Genomic DNA, 14,455 nt, shown 5'->3' on the forward strand with positions numbered 1-14,455 from the left:
GCACCGCACCGAGGCTCGAGGCACGCCCACTTTCAGACGGTCAGCGGACCGAAATCGGAGATGTGCATGAGCGTGACCACGCGATTGTCCTCGCATGGCTCGTCATGTTCATACCCTTCGCATTCACGCAGATGATCCAGCTTGATCGCAAGCGTCAAAGCGTAATGACGGTCACAGTAATACTGGATGTGGTCCGACTCGCAATCCGGATCGCCGCATATGCAGTGCGTGTAGTGCGTAGCCGTCTCATCGCAGATCGACTCATCCCAGTCGCATCCGTGCCGGTCACCGCCAGCCCCGAAATCAAAGAAATCCGGTTCAGCTGGAAGCACAGTCGGCTCGGCGAAAGCTTCCTGCTTTGCATCGAGGCGTGTTTGTTCCGCCATTGCTTGAGTGTCGTGAGTTACCATGGGTATCCCCTTCCATGAGTGCCGCCGATACCCGGTCAGCGGCGAATCTGATTGATGGTTCTACGTAGTGGTGTGTTATGCGTATGGTGTGTTGCAGTATTCCGCGGCTTGTGACTGGTCCATCACAAGGACACCACAAGCCACGGCGGCCGTGCCTGCCGCTAGTTGGCCAGCGCGATTTTCGGGTTCACTCCGGTGTCGATGAGCATCCGCAGCTGCTTCTCGTAGAGCTCGATGCTCTCCCAGATCAACGGCTCGTCTTTCTTGTCGTTGCGATAGAACATCGCGTACTTGCGATGCCGATGACGCCACTGCACCCCAAAAAAGATATCGATGCAATTCCAACGACCGTTGGCAATCGAACGGAACCTGATGACGGCGTCATCAGTGATCGGAATAATGGCATTCAATGGCGTGACCACCAAGCCGTATACTCCTTCCGACGAATCGTCAATGCCGGTGCGCAGCATTCTGTGCGTCGAAGCATCGTCCGCGAGCAGCAGTCCGTCTCCGAAACACTCGCGCTTGTCAAGCTCCATTCCGGGTTCGTTTGTGGAATCATCGATCCGGAATTTTACCGCAAGGCGAATTTCGGCATACTGCTCGAAGACGCGAGCATCTCCGGGAGACCACACGTCCGCAGGCTCCCACTGGTCGCCCCGAAATGAGTACACGATCTGCTGTCCGTTCCTGGACGTGGATGCGCGGAAATCACACACCTGTACCGGCAGATGAAAATCACCGAATCCGGCAAGCTCACCCTCGAAGGCCGCATGGATGTCATCGGCGCTCATGCCCTTGCGCAGGGTGATGAAATCCTCGGCGTCCCATTTCGGTTCCAGATTGTCGTTGGTATTGCTGGTAACGTTTTCGTTCATGGTGTCGTTGTTCTTGCTCATGTCATGCTCCCTTCTCGTTTGGTTCTTGCAGACGGCAGTTCTTGCCGCCGCGTCTGATATCCATTTCATCACCGCGACACGCCGAGGCGAAAAATATGAACAACTTCGTTGACGCCTGGGATTCCTGTTGCCGCACATCAAGAACATGGCGATATTCCGCGTATTCAGAGTCCATAACGCACTGACCGCAGAAAGAACGAACCCCGATGCCCATGCAGCGGAGATTGTGAACCTGCATGCCTGCCGAACCACTGACTGAACCGCTAGCCGGCAGCCGGCGACTTCTGCGCTTGTGGTCACGGCTTATGGTGGTATCTGTCTGCTGTGCAACTGCACAATCGCAATACAGGAAGAAACGCCATCTGAATCCAGGATACGGGCGCGTATCACGCCGTCGTGCGACCACACAATCACACAACGGACGGGTATAGCCGATCCAATCAAGAATCCCGACGATACCCACCCGTCATGCGACCACACAATCACACAACAGGCAGATACGAATTCCCTCGAAACTCCACAAACCGGCGACGCTAACAGCCCTCCCAGCGTAGACAGTTTGTAGAGGATAACGACCGGCACACACCGCCAGACCGCGGGCACCCCCAACCGGTCCACCACCAGACACGCATTTTGGCCTATAACCCAGGCTGCCACCAACGCCACGGAAATGAGAAAACCCCGGTTCCATACGGAATCGGGGTTTTTGTGGCTCCGAGCGGGATCGATCCGCTGACCTAGCGATTTTCAGTCGCTCGCTCTACCAACTGAGCTACAGAGCCATGGACGGTTAAAAAAACCCGGATGAACCGGGTTTCTTACCATTCGCGACCTCGGCCGGACTTGAACCGGTGACCTCCGCCGTGACAGGGCGGCGCTCTAACCAACTGAGCTACGAGGCCGTGGCGTTTGCTCCGTGGAGCAGCCGAGTGTTTATATTACTCAGATCTGCCCGCCACGCAAATCGGGCGCGCGCTTCGGCGTGTCGTTTTTACGGGGGCAACGCAAAACCATTGCAATCTGTAGGTTTTCAGCAAATCAGTACAGGCTGCCCTGCCATCGTGACATCCAGGTATGAAACGCCGTCACTGTTTTGAAGGTCGCTGTAATCGCCCGTGTCACCGTAGCCGTCGCCGGAATCACTGCCGTAACCATACAGGCTGTCATCGCTCCAGCCGTCCGTATCATTGCCATCCAAGCCATATTCGCGCAGGTAGTCGCATCCGCTCCCCGTGCACTGGCCCAGACTGCTCGAGCCGCTCGGGCTGGAGAAACCGGTGCTGCCCGAAGTCATGGATTTAAGGGCGGAAACCGCGGAAACCGCCAATACGATGACCAGCACGACGGTGACCGCGCTGATCACAATGCCCGCGATCGCCAATCCGCGGCTTTTCTGCCCCACTTGCGGACCATCACCAGGCCGATAATCGAGAAAATCAGGCCCAGCATGGGGTTGAAGAACGCGAACACGAAACCGATGATGGTCAGCACGTTCCACGAATCAGTGGGGTTCGAATACGGGTAGGCCCCCTGCGGCGGGACCGCATACCCTGCCGGCGAACCATACCCGGGGGCTTGCCCATACTGGTATTGCTGGTATCCGCCGCCCGGCTGCCGCTCCGGGGCGGGCTGCTGCTGCGTGTATTGCCCATATTCGGGCTGACCATACTGATCAGGCTGGTCGTACTGGTTAGGCTGCCCATACGGCTCCGATTGCCCGGCATACGGGTCGTACTGACCGGGCCGTCCAGGCTGCGCGCCTTGATTCCGGTCCCCGCCCGGCTGCTGCGCCTGGTGGTCGTATACGCCAGCCGGCGTAAACACCTGCGTGGGCTGCGCATCGTAAGGCACATATGTGTCAGTCGGCTGGGCCGCGGGCATGGCTGCGGTCGGCTCCCCGTCAGCCGCCCAATCGGTATTCGCCGTGGACACCGTGGGAACTTCCGGCACGGTGATGGGCGGGATCGGCTGGGTCGGCATCGATGCCGCCGGCTCATCCGGTTGCATACCGGACGGCGAATCGATCGCGCCGGAAAAATCGTGCTGCTGGGCATCCCCTGAGGACGGCGTCTGCGCCGGGTCTTCATAATCACTCATGGTTGTATTCTACCCGCAAGCCCGGTCTCCTCCCAATCCGCCACGCCCTGCAAACGTCATCATCGTCGTTGTATCATCACCGTAGCTTGCCCCGAAAAGCCGCGCAACGGCGCAAGGGGATGAATCGCGAACGTTCGCACGACGAAAGGCGCATATGATGACCATGGCAGCGCAGGAAGCATACCAGCCCTGTGACGGGACCATCCCGGCACTCCCCCACCATGATGGCTCGGCATTGTATGTGTCCAACCCCACGCCGCGGCTGGGCGAGACGATACGCGTACGCGTGCGTATCCCCGCGTCAAGCCCGTACACCGGCGTGAAACTCCACTCGCTCACCGACGACGAGATGCATATCGAGGACGCCCAGCCCATTGCGAGCACCGACGCCGAGACCTGGTATGAGGCGCCGCTGCCTGTCCACAACCCCGTCACCCAATACCGCTTCGCCCTGTTGCGCGACGGCGGTTTCAACTGGCTTAACGCGCTCGGCGTATTCAGCCGCGAGGTCAGCGACGTCTTCGACTTCCGTATCACCACGTTCACCCCATCCCCCGCATGGAACCGGGAAGGTGCGACATACCAGATCTTCCCTGACCGTTTCGCACGTTCAGAGCAATCCTCCACCCGGCAGGCCCCCGATTGGGCGCATCCGACCGCGTGGTCGGCCAAACCGCTCGCCTATGGCATGGAAACCGGCCGCCAATGGTACGGCGGCGACCTCAAGGGCATCGAGGAGCATCTCGACTACATCCACGACCTCGGCTTCACCACCGTCTACCTCACACCATGCTTCCCGGCGCGTTCCGTCCACCGGTACGACGCTTCGACCTTCGACCATATCGACCCGCTGCTCGGCGGCGACGAGGCGCTGCACTCACTTGCTCGCGCATGCCATGCCCGCGGCATGCGTATCATGGGTGACCTGACGCTGAACCACACCGGTTCCAGCCATGAATGGTTCCAGCGGGCGTTGCACGACCCCGACAGCGAGGAACGCGACTATTACCTGTGGAACCGGTACCCGGACGATTATGTGGCATGGATGGGCATCAAATCACTGCCGAAACTCAACTGGGCTTCGCGCAAGCTGGTCGACCGCATGATTCGCGGGGCATCCAGCAGCGCAGGACAGTGGCTTGGCGGCGAGGACGGCCTGGACGGCTGGCGTATCGACGTGGCCAACCAGACGGGCCGTTGGATGGCGATGGACGAGAACCACGCCGTCGCCACGACCATCCGGGCCACCATTGACGAATCGACCGGCGGTAACGGCACGTTGATCGCCGAATACATGCCGGACGCCACGCGCGATCTGGCGGGCGACGGCTGGCAGGGCGTCATGAACTATGCCGCGTTCTCCCACCCGCTGTGGATGTGGGTCGCCGACCCGCACAGTCATGTCAGGCGTTTCGGTTTCGATGAGACCTTCCCGCGGCGTGACGGCAAGGCGATGGTCGACACCATGCGAGAGCTGCTCGCCCAGATTCCTTGGAAAGTCGCCGAATCCCAGTGGAATCTCATCGACAGCCATGACAGCGCACGCATCCTGACGCTCACGCAGAGCCCGCAAGTGGCCCATGCGGCGCTCGGCATCATGATGACCTACCCCGGCGTGCCGATGGTATTCGCCGGCGACGAACGGGACTCCACCGGCATCACCGGCGAGGAAAGCCGCACCCCGATAGACTGGGACGCCCCCGAGGACACCCATAGCGCGACCATGACCCGTTATCGTGAACTGCTGGCCTTGCGCAAGACATCGAGCGCACTCACGCACGGCGGCCTGCGCTGGGTCGGCGTGCAAGCGGACGTGGTCGCCTATCTGCGTGAGGATGCGACGGACCGTCTGCTCGTCGTCGCGGCGCGACAGGGCGGGCAACAGGTGCATGTCACACGTAAGTTGCTGGGCAATGCCGATCCGCAGCTGGTTGCAGGTCAGGGAAGCGTGAAACCCGGTGGCAACGGGGCACTGTTCACTCTTCCCGACGCCGGATATGGCGTCTGGCGTCTGGGTGGTCTCGAGGTGCCGCGCTGGTAGCATCGCGCGTGTCCGGTACCGGCCGGTATAAAGGAACCATGCACGAATCTGAAGAGCAATCCACACAGACGGCCGGTGAAGCCCGACCGGTCCGGCACGAGCACAAGGTGCTGTCGTTCGTTCGCCGTTCAGGCAAGCTTGACGCACGACTGCAGCGCGCCTGGGACACATATGCCGGCACGTACCTGCTGCCGTTGAACGCCGCAGAGGGGTCACTGGATGTGCGTGACGACTGGCGGCTCACGTCCGGGTGGATTCGCGACACGTGGGGCAACGACCATCCGCTGGTCATTGAAATCGGCACCGGGCAGGGCGAGAATATCGTCGCGGCCGCCGCGCAGCACCCGGAAACCAACTATCTGGCGCTTGAAGTCTATGATCCCGGTGTCGCCCACACCATGCTGCGCGCCGGCAAGCGGCAGCTGGGCAATCTGCGGATCGCACAGATCAATGCGCCGGAACTGTTCGCGAAGGCCGATGCCGCGACCGTGAGCGAGGTGTGGACCTTCTTCCCCGACCCCTGGCCCAAGATGAAGCATCATAAGCGTCGGATCGTCCAGCCGGCCCTGGCCGAGGCCATCCACCGGGCGCTGGTCCCCGGCGGCATGTGGCGGATAGCCACGGATATCGAGGATTATGCGCTGCATGTGCATGAGGTGATGGATGGCCGCACGGATTTCCGCAACACCGGCGGTCTGACCGTCAGTCTGCCGACCGGACACGTGGGCAAAGGCAATGCCGACCTCGCGCAGGACATGCCGCATGCGGATTTCACGGAATCAAGCCGTTTCGAGGGGCGGGTGCTGACGAACTTCGAGAAGAAAGGTCTGGACGCCGGCCGCGTCATCCACGATTTCGCGTATCAGACCGTCTGATCGCATCGGGCACCGGCAACACGGGCCGGCATCGCGTCCTTCGACGTCACGCAGATCGGAACAAAAACGACACGCCGAAGGACGCGATGTTGCATTCTTCTGGCTTTGTGTTTATCATAGCTAAGTTGTTTGACGCCCCCTTCGTCTAACGGTTAGGACACCAGACTTTCAATCTGACAACGAGAGTTCGACTCTCTCAGGGGGTACGAATGAAGAACCCGCCGGAAACGGCGGGTTCTTGTTTTTGCGATGATGCAACTGTTACGTGCAACTGCCGCGATGCGCCCAGTCACTGACAGATACCTCCATCCTGCCATGGTCTGTTTTCCCGCAATAGCACAAACTGGTTACGCCGGGAAGGTTCGGCGTAACCAGTTTGGAAAAGAGAGCATCCGCTTTGGCGGCATCGGCAAGACCGGAATACATGGCCGGTTTGGTCGCTCGGCGCCGTCTTGGGTCCGCATCAGCACCCCGGTTGCTTGCAGGCCGCATTCACGGGGTTCACTGACCGATCTGCCCGCTCACCCAGTCGACGATGTACGGGGCGACCTGCTCGATCTGGTCGATGGCGATATTGAAGTCCTCGGGCCCGCCATACCACGGGTCAACCAGGTCGATCCGGTCCTCGCGCCCCGCCGGCGGCTTCGGCAGGTTGGGGTCGAAGCTGCGGTACATATGCACTTCGGCACGCTTGGCAGGCGGCAGCAGCCGGACCAGCGCGCGCATATGCGAGGCGGTCATCGGCAGGAACAGGTCGCTGTCGTTGATTTCCTGCCGCGTGATGCGATGCGCGAAATGATGCGCCGGAATCTCATAGCCGCGCTCACGCAGCACCACGACCGCGCGGGGGTCGATCGGATGCCCATACTCCTCGTCGCTGACACCGCTGGACATGACCCGCACCCGGTCGGAGAGCCCACGCTCGTTGAACCGTTCGCGCAGGATGATCTCCGCCATCGGCGAGCGGCAGATGTTGCCGGTGCACACGGTCATCACCGTGTAGCGCGGGTCCTGGGATGATTGCGTAGCGGCCATGCGGCAGCCCCTTTCACGATTGATTGATGTGCGAATCGATACGAGCCGAAGAGCGCGGACCGCTCATGGCAGTCCGCGGCAACGAATCACAACGCCTCATCGTCTTCCGTCTCGCCGTCGATCTTACGGTACGTTTCGAAGCGGTATTCGCGGATGCCGCTCTCCGGGTGCTTCGGCAGCATCCACGGCGTCACATCGGCGAGCTTCCACAGGCCGGTCGCGGCGAGCTCCTCCATGTCCGGCGCATACGTGTCCGCATCCACCGTCGCGCGGATACGCGTCACGAACACCTGTTTGGCGAACGGCAGCGCCTCGCGGAATATCTGTGCACCGCCGATCACCCAGATCTCGCTGCGGTCGAGGCCGTCGTCGGGAATCGCCTCCTGGCGTGCCAGGTCGAAGGCGTCGTCAAGGTTCTCGACCACGGTGGCCCCGGGCGCTGCATACTTGCTGTTGTGCGACACGACGATGTTGTCGCGGTTCGGCAGCGGGCGGAACTTCGGGTCAAGCGATTCCCACGTCCTGCGTCCCATGATGACCGGGTGGGAAACGGTCAGTTCCTTGAACCGTTTCATATCTTCGGCCAAATGCCACGGCATGCCGCCTTGGAAACCGATGGCACCTTCGCGTCCCTCGTTGTCGCGCGCCTGTGCCCAAATCAGATTCACCGTGAAGGTCTTGGGGAAATCATCACCCCAATCCTCGGTGTCGTCCAGCCCGGCCATACCGGGCTTGCGTTCGTGATAGCCGCTTTGGCTACTGTCATACCCCATTTCATAAACTCCTTGAACTCAATGGACTGGGATAAGTGTAGACGATGCTTCAGACGGCAACCGGCGCCTTGATGGTCGGATGATGCTTATATCCGATCACTTTGAAGTCGTCATACGTGTAATCGAACAGCGAATCCGCCTTGCGGATCTCCATCTGCGGGTACGGGTACGGGGTGCGGGACAACTGTTCGAGCACCTGGTCGATATGGTTGTCGTACACGTGGCAGTCTCCGCCGGTCCACACGAATTCACCGGGTTCCAAATCGGTCTGCTGCGCGATCATCATGGTGAGCAGCGAATAGGACGCGATGTTGAACGGCACGCCGAGGAACATGTCGCAGCTGCGCTGGTACAGCTGGCAGCTCAGGCGCCCGTCCGCCACATAGAACTGGAACAGCGCATGGCACGGCGGCAGGGCCATATGCTCGACCTCGGCCGGATTCCAAGCGCTGACGACCATGCGGCGGGAATCCGGATGGTTGCGGATCAGGTCAAGCACGTTGGAGATCTGGTCGATGGTGCGGTTCGGGTCCTGGGGTGTCGGCGCCGGCCAGCTACGCCATTGGGCGCCATACACGGGGCCGAGGTCGCCGTTCTCGTCGGCCCACTCGTCCCAGATATGCACGTTGTGCTCCTGAAGCCAACGCACGTTGGTGGAACCCTTGAGGAACCACAGCAGCTCGTAGGCGATGCCGCGGAAGAACACGGTCTTGGTGGTGAGCAGCGGGAAATACTTGCTCAGATCGAAGCGCATCTGCTGACCGAACAGCGAAATCGTACCCGTGCCGGTGCGGTCTGATTTCAGCGTCCCCTCCTTGAGGATCCTGCGCACCAGATCCTCGTAGGGCATGGGAATGTCCGTCTGCGGGCGTTCCGGGATACGGGTGCGGATATCGGCAAGCTGTTCGGCGGTCAAAGGCATGCCCCCATGCTAGCAGCGACCCGCTGATTTCAGCTCAGAGCCGTAGCGCGGAATTCAAGCGTGGCAACACCACCGACGGCGTGTGACACCGCCGTACGCACCACCCGGTCCACGAATCCCGCTGTGAGCGGACAGCGGGCAGGTACTTGGGCTAGGCTGTAAGCGTCGGCGCGACAGGCGCGCCCGCAACTCCAGGAGGCACAACATGGGCAAAAGGCTCTGGGTGGAACGCAACAAGGATGGTTCATGGGACGCGTTCAGCGAGGATGGCGCGCATCTCAAGTTCGGCAAGGGCAAGGGCCTGTTCACGCCGGGCGACCTGATGAAGGTCGCTCTTGCGGGCTGCGCGGCGCTGTCCAGCCAGTTCCCGGTCGAGAACACGCTGGGTGAGGGTTCGGGCGCCAGGATCCTCGTCGACGGCACGTACGACCCCGAGACCGATTCCTATACGGCGTTCGAGGAGCAGGTGAACGTAGACGCGACATCCGCCGATCTGGGCGAGGAGGATGCGGCCAAGCTCAAGGAGCGCGTCGCCCGTCATATCGAGAAGGGCTGCACGGTCGCCCACACCTACCGCCAGGAGACGCCGGTGCGCGTGAACGTCACGGTGCGCAAGTAATCACAGCGAATACACGCGGCGACAGGCGTACCGCAAACTACGACACGAAACTACAACACGGTGATGCCGCCATCCGTAACTTGCGGATGGCGGCATCACCGTATACGGAGCCGGGCTTCGGCGCGTTGCCGGACGCCCGAACCCCTACTCCTTGTGCTCCGGGTCGATCTTCGACTCGATGGCGCTGGCCTGCTCGGCACCCGCCGTAGGCACCTGCACGGCTTCGACACCGGAGATATCGTCGATCGGCTTGGTCGGCACTTCCGCCGGGGAGCCCGGCACGGTATCGAGCCTGGATTCCGCAGCCTCCACGTACTTGCGCGGCACCACGTACACCGGGCTGACCGCGTGCTGGAGCAGCCCCTGGCTGGTCGACCCGAGCAGCAGACCGGTGAATCCGCCACGGCCGCGCGACCCGACAACGACGACGTCATGGTCGTAGCTCGCCTTGGTGAGGGTATCGACCGCATTGCCCGGCACGATCGACTTGTGGATCTCAAGGTCGGGATGCGCCTCCTCGATCGGCTTGATGCGCACGGCAAGGTCTTCCATGTAGGAGTCCATGACGCCCTCGTCCTCCGCGGCGCCCTTGACATTCGGCACGGCGGAGATCACATCGAGCTGCGCGTTCCAGCTCGCCGCGAAATCGGCGGCGATCTGCAGGGCCTTGAGCCCCCACTTGGATTCGTCCGAACCGACGGCGACACGCGTGATCTGGTTGTTCAAGTGCATGAGGTTGCCTTCGTCGTCGGTGTACGGCACGACGACGATCGGGCAGTACGCGTAGGCGGGCAGCGAGGAGCTCGTGGTGCCCAGCAGCCGCTCGGCAAGGCCTCCCTTGCCACGGTTGCCGATGACGATGAGATTGTAGTTGCGCGACAGCTCGACGAACACCGATGCCGGGTCGCCGGTGACGATCAGTGTCGCCGCCTTCACGCCCTGCTCGTCGGCGATGGCCTTTGCCTTGGACAGGATTTCCTGCGCGTCGTTATGCGCGGCGTTGTCATCGCCCATGGCGGTGTATGTGGCATCGAATGATACGGCCGCATAGCTCGGCAGTGAGTATGCGCATACGATTTGCAGGGTCAGCCCCGCATGCTTCGCATAGTTCGCGGCCCACCATGTGGCCTTGTAGCTTGCATGGGATCCATCCACGCCGACGAGGATTGCCTTGTCGTTGATCATGACGACCTCCTTCATTGATAGGCGACGCAGCAGTACGCCGTCCCTACTCTTCACCTTACTCCACCGACACGCATGTTCCAATGAGGTGTCGCGTGAAAATCGCCCGGAAAACATGTGAAGCGCCCTTTCGGGCGCTTCACATGCCAATGTTCGGGGAAGACCGGCCGTCGTTACAACAGGCGGCGGATGGAGTAGGCGCTGTCGAACGCGTAGGCGACCGGCGTGTACACGGTGCCCGCCCTCTTGTTCAGCGCGTTGACCACCATGCCGTTACCGACGTAGATGGCCGCGTGCGTACCGTTCGCGATGATATCGCCCGGCTGTGCCTCGGACAGGGACGGCACCGCCGTGCCGACGGCCGCCTGCCCGCCTGACGAATGGGGAAGGCTGATGCCGACCTGCGCGTACACATACTGCACGAAACCGGAGCAATCCCACCCCGCCGGGGTGTTGCCGCCGTAGACGTACGGCGCCACGCCGACGAACTGGGCGGCGTAGGCCACCAAGGCGTTCGCCGTCGCGCTATCCGGTGGATTGACCGTCGCGGTGGACGAGGAGCTGGAGCTCGAAGACGAGCTGTTCAGGCTGCTTCGGCTCGCGGAACGGCTCGCCGCCTGCTGCTGGGCTTGCGCCGCCGCCTGGGCGGCGGCTTCAGCCGCGGCCTTCTCGGCAGCGGCCTTCGCTTCGGCCTCCTTCTCGGCGGTCGACTTGGTCTGCGGCGGATTCAACGATTCGATGCCACCCCAATTAGTGTTGGAGTCCACGCTGGTCGACGTTGATTCAGCGAGCAGATTCTTCTTCACGGTTGTGGTCTTCGGGAACGAGCGTGACGACGTAATCGCCGTCGCGGACGTCGAGGATTGTGCGGACGCTGATGAGGCAGTCGCCGCCAACGACACACACGCGGCTGCTACTGCGACCATCGCTGTAAGAGATCTACCTAATTTCATCATCAGTCGGCACTCTACCATGTGAAACTTACAAGAACCTGAGATTGCCGGGATCGAACGGGGATCGAACGGCGCCATCCGTACAGACACGCCGGATGCATCGCCGAGGCGTCGAGACACGCCCGCCTGTCGGGCGGAATCAGTAGTGGATGAACTGCAGCTGTGCCGCCTGGTCGGCGGTGAACGTGCGCGAAACCGTCCTGCCCTGCAACGCGGCACCGCACTCCGAGGTCACGATCGACCCGTCGTCGTTGATCTGCTCGACGATGGCGACATGACCGTACACCGTGCTCGAACCGTACTGTCCACGCTGGAAGACGATGATATCGCCGGCATGCCGCGGCGTGGAATCCACCCAGTAGCCCAGCTTCCTCGCCGATGCCGCCCACTGCGCACCGTCACCCATATGCGAGCCGACCGGCAATCCCAGCTGCTGACGGCGCACATACGCCCACCACGTGCACTGGCTGAACGAATACTGATTGCCGCTGTCGCCGGTGGCATGGTTCGGATCGAAGCCGGAAGGCAGCAGCCCCTTGTCGCTTTCGACCAGCTTGGCCACCACCGGATTGGACACGGTGGTCTGCGACATCTGCGAGACATCAAGATCGGAATTGGACGACCCCAACGACCAGTTGCCCGAACTGGTCTGGCCGGTCGTCTCCAAGGACGAACGCTGCTGGGAGCGCGAAACGGCGCTTCCTGTGCCTGTCTGGTCGACCTGCTGGACCGTCGAGGCTCCCGACGCCACCGACGTGACGGCCTCCATATCGCTGAGGCTGATGGCCGCGGCCGCGGCACCCGCCAAAGCGACAACAGACCCCGAAGTCATGAAACGCGTTTTACGACGTGCGGCACGCGCGGACTCGCGGATCGCACGGCGGGTGAGCGGCGCCACCTCGTCGAGCTTCGCCGCCAACGCCGGATCGATGGCAATGGCAGCGGACGCGCCGGCATCGGCACGTGCCGCATGGGCTGCATGAGCGCCGCGGGACGGTTGCGAAAAGACGCCGGAGACACTGAAGCGATGCCGCGAACGCGTCGCCTTGTGTGCCGCATGTCCCATACCCGTGTGCTCCTTGCTGTCGTCCGGTATTGTCGCCCGGTATCGTCAAAGCCGTGCATCCGGCGATGCCGAGGCATCATCCCATAGTGCCGGAAGGACGCCATGACACATAACAGACACCATGGCGCACGCCATGCGCGATGCGCGGCGATGCCGCGACTGTCTGCCATGCGTGCCGAACCGGCTCGATACCATCCCACGATACAACCCGATATGTCCGAAATGCAACATGTCAATCGATTGCCACCCGCAGGCGGGCAGCCGGCCCACCCCGGCGCCGGCCGTGGAATACTTGCCTCTTCACGCCTGTCACCGGACCCGACGCCCCCGGCAGCCGACGGCGTGTTGCCCGCCGTGCCGCGGCGAAGGCCGAATGACCACGATGCGCACGGCCTTCCCCGACAATCCACCGTGTTGGCTACCCTAGCAAGCATGAGCAATACAGTGACAATCCCCGAATCCATGCTGCCTCGGGACGGTCGTTTCGGTTCCGGCCCGAGCAAAATCCGCCCGGAGCAGGTGCAGGCGCTTGATGCCGGCGCCACCACGCTGCTGGGCACGTCCCACCGCCAGACGCCGATCAAGCAGCTCGTCGGTTCCATCCGCGAGGGGCTTGCACAGTTCTTCGACATCCCGGACGGCTACGAAGTGGTGCTCGGCAACGGCGGGGCCACCGCGTTCTGGGATACGGCCTGCGCTTCGCTGATCACCCGCAAGGCCGCCTTCGGCGTGTACGGGTCGTTCAGCGAGAAATTCGCCATCGAAGCCGAGCGCACCCCGTTCCTCGAACAGCCCGAAGTGTTCCGCTCTCAGCCGGGCACCTACCGCATCCCGGAGCTCACCGAATACGTGGACACCTACTGCTGGGCCCACAACGAGACGTCCACCGGCGTCGCCGCGCCGGTCAAACGCATCGCCGGCAGCGCAGAGCAAGGCGCCATCATGCTCGTGGACGCGACCAGCGGCGCCGGCGTCCTGCCGGTCGATATCTCCCAGACCGACGCCTATTACTTCTCCCCGCAGAAGGCCTTCGGCTCCGACGGCGGCCTGTGGATCGCCATCCTCTCCCCCGCGGCCATCGAACGCGCCTTCGCGCTTGAGGAAAGCACGAAGCTGGAAGGCGCACGACGCTGGATCCCCGCGTTCCTGTCCCTCAAGTCGGCGATCGAGAACTCGCGCAAGGACCAGACCCTGAACACCCCTGCCGTGGCCACGCTCATCATGCTGGAAAACCAGATCCGCTGGCTCAACGATAACGGCGGCCTGGCATGGGCGAACGCACGGTGCTCGAAATCCGCCTCCCTGCTCTACCAGTGGGCGGAGCGCAGCACGTACGCCAAGCCGTTCGTCGAGGACCCTGACGCGCGGTCCACGGCCACGGTGACCATCGACCTTGACGATGCCATCAACGCCAAGCAGGTCATCCAGATCCTGCGTGACAACGGTATCGTGGACACCGGCGGGTATCGCAAGCTGGGGCGCAACCAGCTGCGCATCGGCGTGTTCCCCTCGGTCGAGCCCGCGGATATCGTGGCGCTGACGCACTGCGTCGACTACGTCGTCGAGCACCTGTAAACAGGCAG

Annotated in this window: 14 protein-coding genes and 3 tRNA genes; 5 read left to right on the forward strand and 12 right to left on the reverse strand. The window is 62.2% G+C overall.

The window, feature by feature from the left end; all coding sequences use genetic code 11:
* Positions 1-32: 32 nt before the first annotated feature.
* The 6 genes from WD012_RS01120 to WD012_RS01145 all read right to left on the reverse strand — a co-directional run bounded on the left by WD012_RS01120 (position 33) and on the right by WD012_RS01145 (position 3,406).
* On the reverse strand, positions 33-386 hold the full coding sequence (locus tag WD012_RS01120) for a hypothetical protein (protein ID WP_339561967.1): 354 nt from the start codon (positions 384-386) through the stop codon (positions 33-35).
* A gap of 185 nt (positions 387-571) precedes the next feature.
* Positions 572-1,309, reverse strand: a complete 738-nt coding sequence (locus WD012_RS01125; RefSeq protein WP_339561968.1) for a hypothetical protein — start codon at positions 1,307-1,309, stop codon at positions 572-574.
* Positions 1,310-2,018: 709 nt separating this feature from the next.
* Positions 2,019-2,091, reverse strand: a tRNA-Phe gene (locus tag WD012_RS01130).
* 46 nt (positions 2,092-2,137) lie between these two features.
* A tRNA-Asp gene (locus tag WD012_RS01135) sits at positions 2,138-2,211 on the reverse strand.
* 128 nt (positions 2,212-2,339) lie between these two features.
* The gene (locus tag WD012_RS01140) at positions 2,340-2,711 is read right to left on the reverse strand and encodes a hypothetical protein (protein WP_339561969.1); all 372 of its coding nucleotides are present in this window, start codon (positions 2,709-2,711) and stop codon (positions 2,340-2,342) included.
* Positions 2,669-3,406 (reverse strand): hypothetical protein, encoded by a 738-nt coding sequence (locus WD012_RS01145; protein ID WP_339561970.1) that lies wholly within the window; start codon positions 3,404-3,406, stop codon positions 2,669-2,671. The genes WD012_RS01140 and WD012_RS01145 overlap by 43 nt, the downstream gene beginning before the upstream one ends.
* A gap of 154 nt (positions 3,407-3,560) precedes the next feature.
* Here WD012_RS01145 and WD012_RS01150 point away from each other — a divergent pair, with 154 nt between their 5' ends.
* The 3 genes from WD012_RS01150 (at position 3,561) to WD012_RS01160 (ending at position 6,528) form a co-directional block, all read left to right on the forward strand.
* Positions 3,561-5,447 carry a glycoside hydrolase family 13 protein gene (locus WD012_RS01150; RefSeq protein WP_339561971.1) on the forward strand — a complete coding sequence of 629 codons (1,887 nt, stop codon included), beginning with the start codon at positions 3,561-3,563 and terminating at the stop codon, positions 5,445-5,447.
* A 38-nt stretch (positions 5,448-5,485) separates the two neighbouring features.
* Positions 5,486-6,322 carry a tRNA (guanosine(46)-N7)-methyltransferase TrmB gene (gene trmB / locus WD012_RS01155; RefSeq protein ID WP_339561972.1) on the forward strand — a complete coding sequence of 279 codons (837 nt, stop codon included), beginning with the start codon at positions 5,486-5,488 and terminating at the stop codon, positions 6,320-6,322.
* 134 nt (positions 6,323-6,456) lie between these two features.
* A tRNA-Glu gene (locus WD012_RS01160) sits at positions 6,457-6,528 on the forward strand.
* A gap of 295 nt (positions 6,529-6,823) precedes the next feature.
* Here WD012_RS01160 and WD012_RS01165 read toward each other — a convergent pair.
* From WD012_RS01165 to WD012_RS01175, 3 genes are all read right to left on the reverse strand, one after another.
* On the reverse strand, positions 6,824-7,357 hold the full coding sequence (locus WD012_RS01165) for a low molecular weight protein-tyrosine-phosphatase (RefSeq protein ID WP_339561973.1): 534 nt from the start codon (positions 7,355-7,357) through the stop codon (positions 6,824-6,826).
* 86 nt (positions 7,358-7,443) lie between these two features.
* On the reverse strand, positions 7,444-8,130 hold the full coding sequence (locus WD012_RS01170) for a dihydrofolate reductase (RefSeq protein ID WP_339561974.1): 687 nt from the start codon (positions 8,128-8,130) through the stop codon (positions 7,444-7,446).
* A gap of 49 nt (positions 8,131-8,179) precedes the next feature.
* Positions 8,180-8,980, reverse strand: a complete 801-nt coding sequence (locus tag WD012_RS01175) for a thymidylate synthase (RefSeq protein ID WP_339562098.1) — start codon at positions 8,978-8,980, stop codon at positions 8,180-8,182.
* Between the two features lie 277 nt (positions 8,981-9,257).
* Between WD012_RS01175 and WD012_RS01180 the strand changes: the two genes are divergently transcribed.
* Positions 9,258-9,671 carry an OsmC family protein gene (locus tag WD012_RS01180; protein ID WP_339561975.1) on the forward strand — a complete coding sequence of 138 codons (414 nt, stop codon included), beginning with the start codon at positions 9,258-9,260 and terminating at the stop codon, positions 9,669-9,671.
* Positions 9,672-9,815: 144 nt separating this feature from the next.
* Here the strand turns inward: WD012_RS01180 and WD012_RS01185 are convergent, their stop codons facing one another.
* The 3 genes from WD012_RS01185 to WD012_RS01195 all read right to left on the reverse strand — a co-directional run bounded on the left by WD012_RS01185 (position 9,816) and on the right by WD012_RS01195 (position 12,872).
* Positions 9,816-10,856: a universal stress protein gene (locus WD012_RS01185; RefSeq protein ID WP_339561976.1), complete on the reverse strand. Its 1,041-nt coding sequence runs from the start codon at positions 10,854-10,856 to the stop codon at positions 9,816-9,818.
* A 170-nt stretch (positions 10,857-11,026) separates the two neighbouring features.
* Positions 11,027-11,779, reverse strand: coding sequence for a C40 family peptidase (locus WD012_RS01190; protein WP_339561977.1), 753 nt, complete (start codon positions 11,777-11,779; stop codon positions 11,027-11,029).
* A 166-nt stretch (positions 11,780-11,945) separates the two neighbouring features.
* Complete coding sequence (locus WD012_RS01195; RefSeq protein ID WP_339561978.1) at positions 11,946-12,872, reverse strand: CHAP domain-containing protein; 927 nt, start codon at positions 12,870-12,872, stop codon at positions 11,946-11,948.
* Positions 12,873-13,304: 432 nt separating this feature from the next.
* Between WD012_RS01195 and serC the strand changes: the two genes are divergently transcribed.
* Entirely contained in the window at positions 13,305-14,447 is a 1,143-nt protein-coding gene (gene serC, locus WD012_RS01200) for a phosphoserine transaminase (RefSeq protein WP_339561979.1), read from the forward strand.
* Positions 14,448-14,455: the final 8 nt, after the last annotated feature.

It is taken from the genome of Bifidobacterium thermophilum (genome assembly GCF_037482445.1).
GTDB lineage: Bacteria > Actinomycetota > Actinomycetes > Actinomycetales > Bifidobacteriaceae > Bifidobacterium > Bifidobacterium thermophilum_B.

Coding starts and splice junctions, on each gene's coding strand:
- serC (WP_339561979.1), top strand. CDS start 13,305: ATGAGCAATACAGTGACAATCCCCGAATCCATGCTGCCTCGGGACGGT.
- WD012_RS01145 (WP_339561970.1), bottom strand. CDS start 3,406: ATGAGTGATTATGAAGACCCGGCGCAGACGCCGTCCTCAGGGGATGCC.
- WD012_RS01125 (WP_339561968.1), bottom strand. CDS start 1,309: ATGAGCAAGAACAACGACACCATGAACGAAAACGTTACCAGCAATACC.
- WD012_RS01175 (WP_339562098.1), bottom strand. CDS start 8,980: ATGCCCTACGAGGATCTGGTGCGCAGGATCCTCAAGGAGGGGACGCTG.
- WD012_RS01165 (WP_339561973.1), bottom strand. CDS start 7,357: ATGGCCGCTACGCAATCATCCCAGGACCCGCGCTACACGGTGATGACC.
- WD012_RS01170 (WP_339561974.1), bottom strand. CDS start 8,130: ATGGGGTATGACAGTAGCCAAAGCGGCTATCACGAACGCAAGCCCGGT.
- WD012_RS01195 (WP_339561978.1), bottom strand. CDS start 12,872: ATGGGACATGCGGCACACAAGGCGACGCGTTCGCGGCATCGCTTCAGT.
- trmB (WP_339561972.1), top strand. CDS start 5,486: ATGCACGAATCTGAAGAGCAATCCACACAGACGGCCGGTGAAGCCCGA.
- WD012_RS01180 (WP_339561975.1), top strand. CDS start 9,258: ATGGGCAAAAGGCTCTGGGTGGAACGCAACAAGGATGGTTCATGGGAC.
- WD012_RS01185 (WP_339561976.1), bottom strand. CDS start 10,856: ATGATCAACGACAAGGCAATCCTCGTCGGCGTGGATGGATCCCATGCA.
- WD012_RS01190 (WP_339561977.1), bottom strand. CDS start 11,779: ATGGTCGCAGTAGCAGCCGCGTGTGTGTCGTTGGCGGCGACTGCCTCA.
- WD012_RS01150 (WP_339561971.1), top strand. CDS start 3,561: ATGATGACCATGGCAGCGCAGGAAGCATACCAGCCCTGTGACGGGACC.
- WD012_RS01120 (WP_339561967.1), bottom strand. CDS start 386: ATGGCGGAACAAACACGCCTCGATGCAAAGCAGGAAGCTTTCGCCGAG.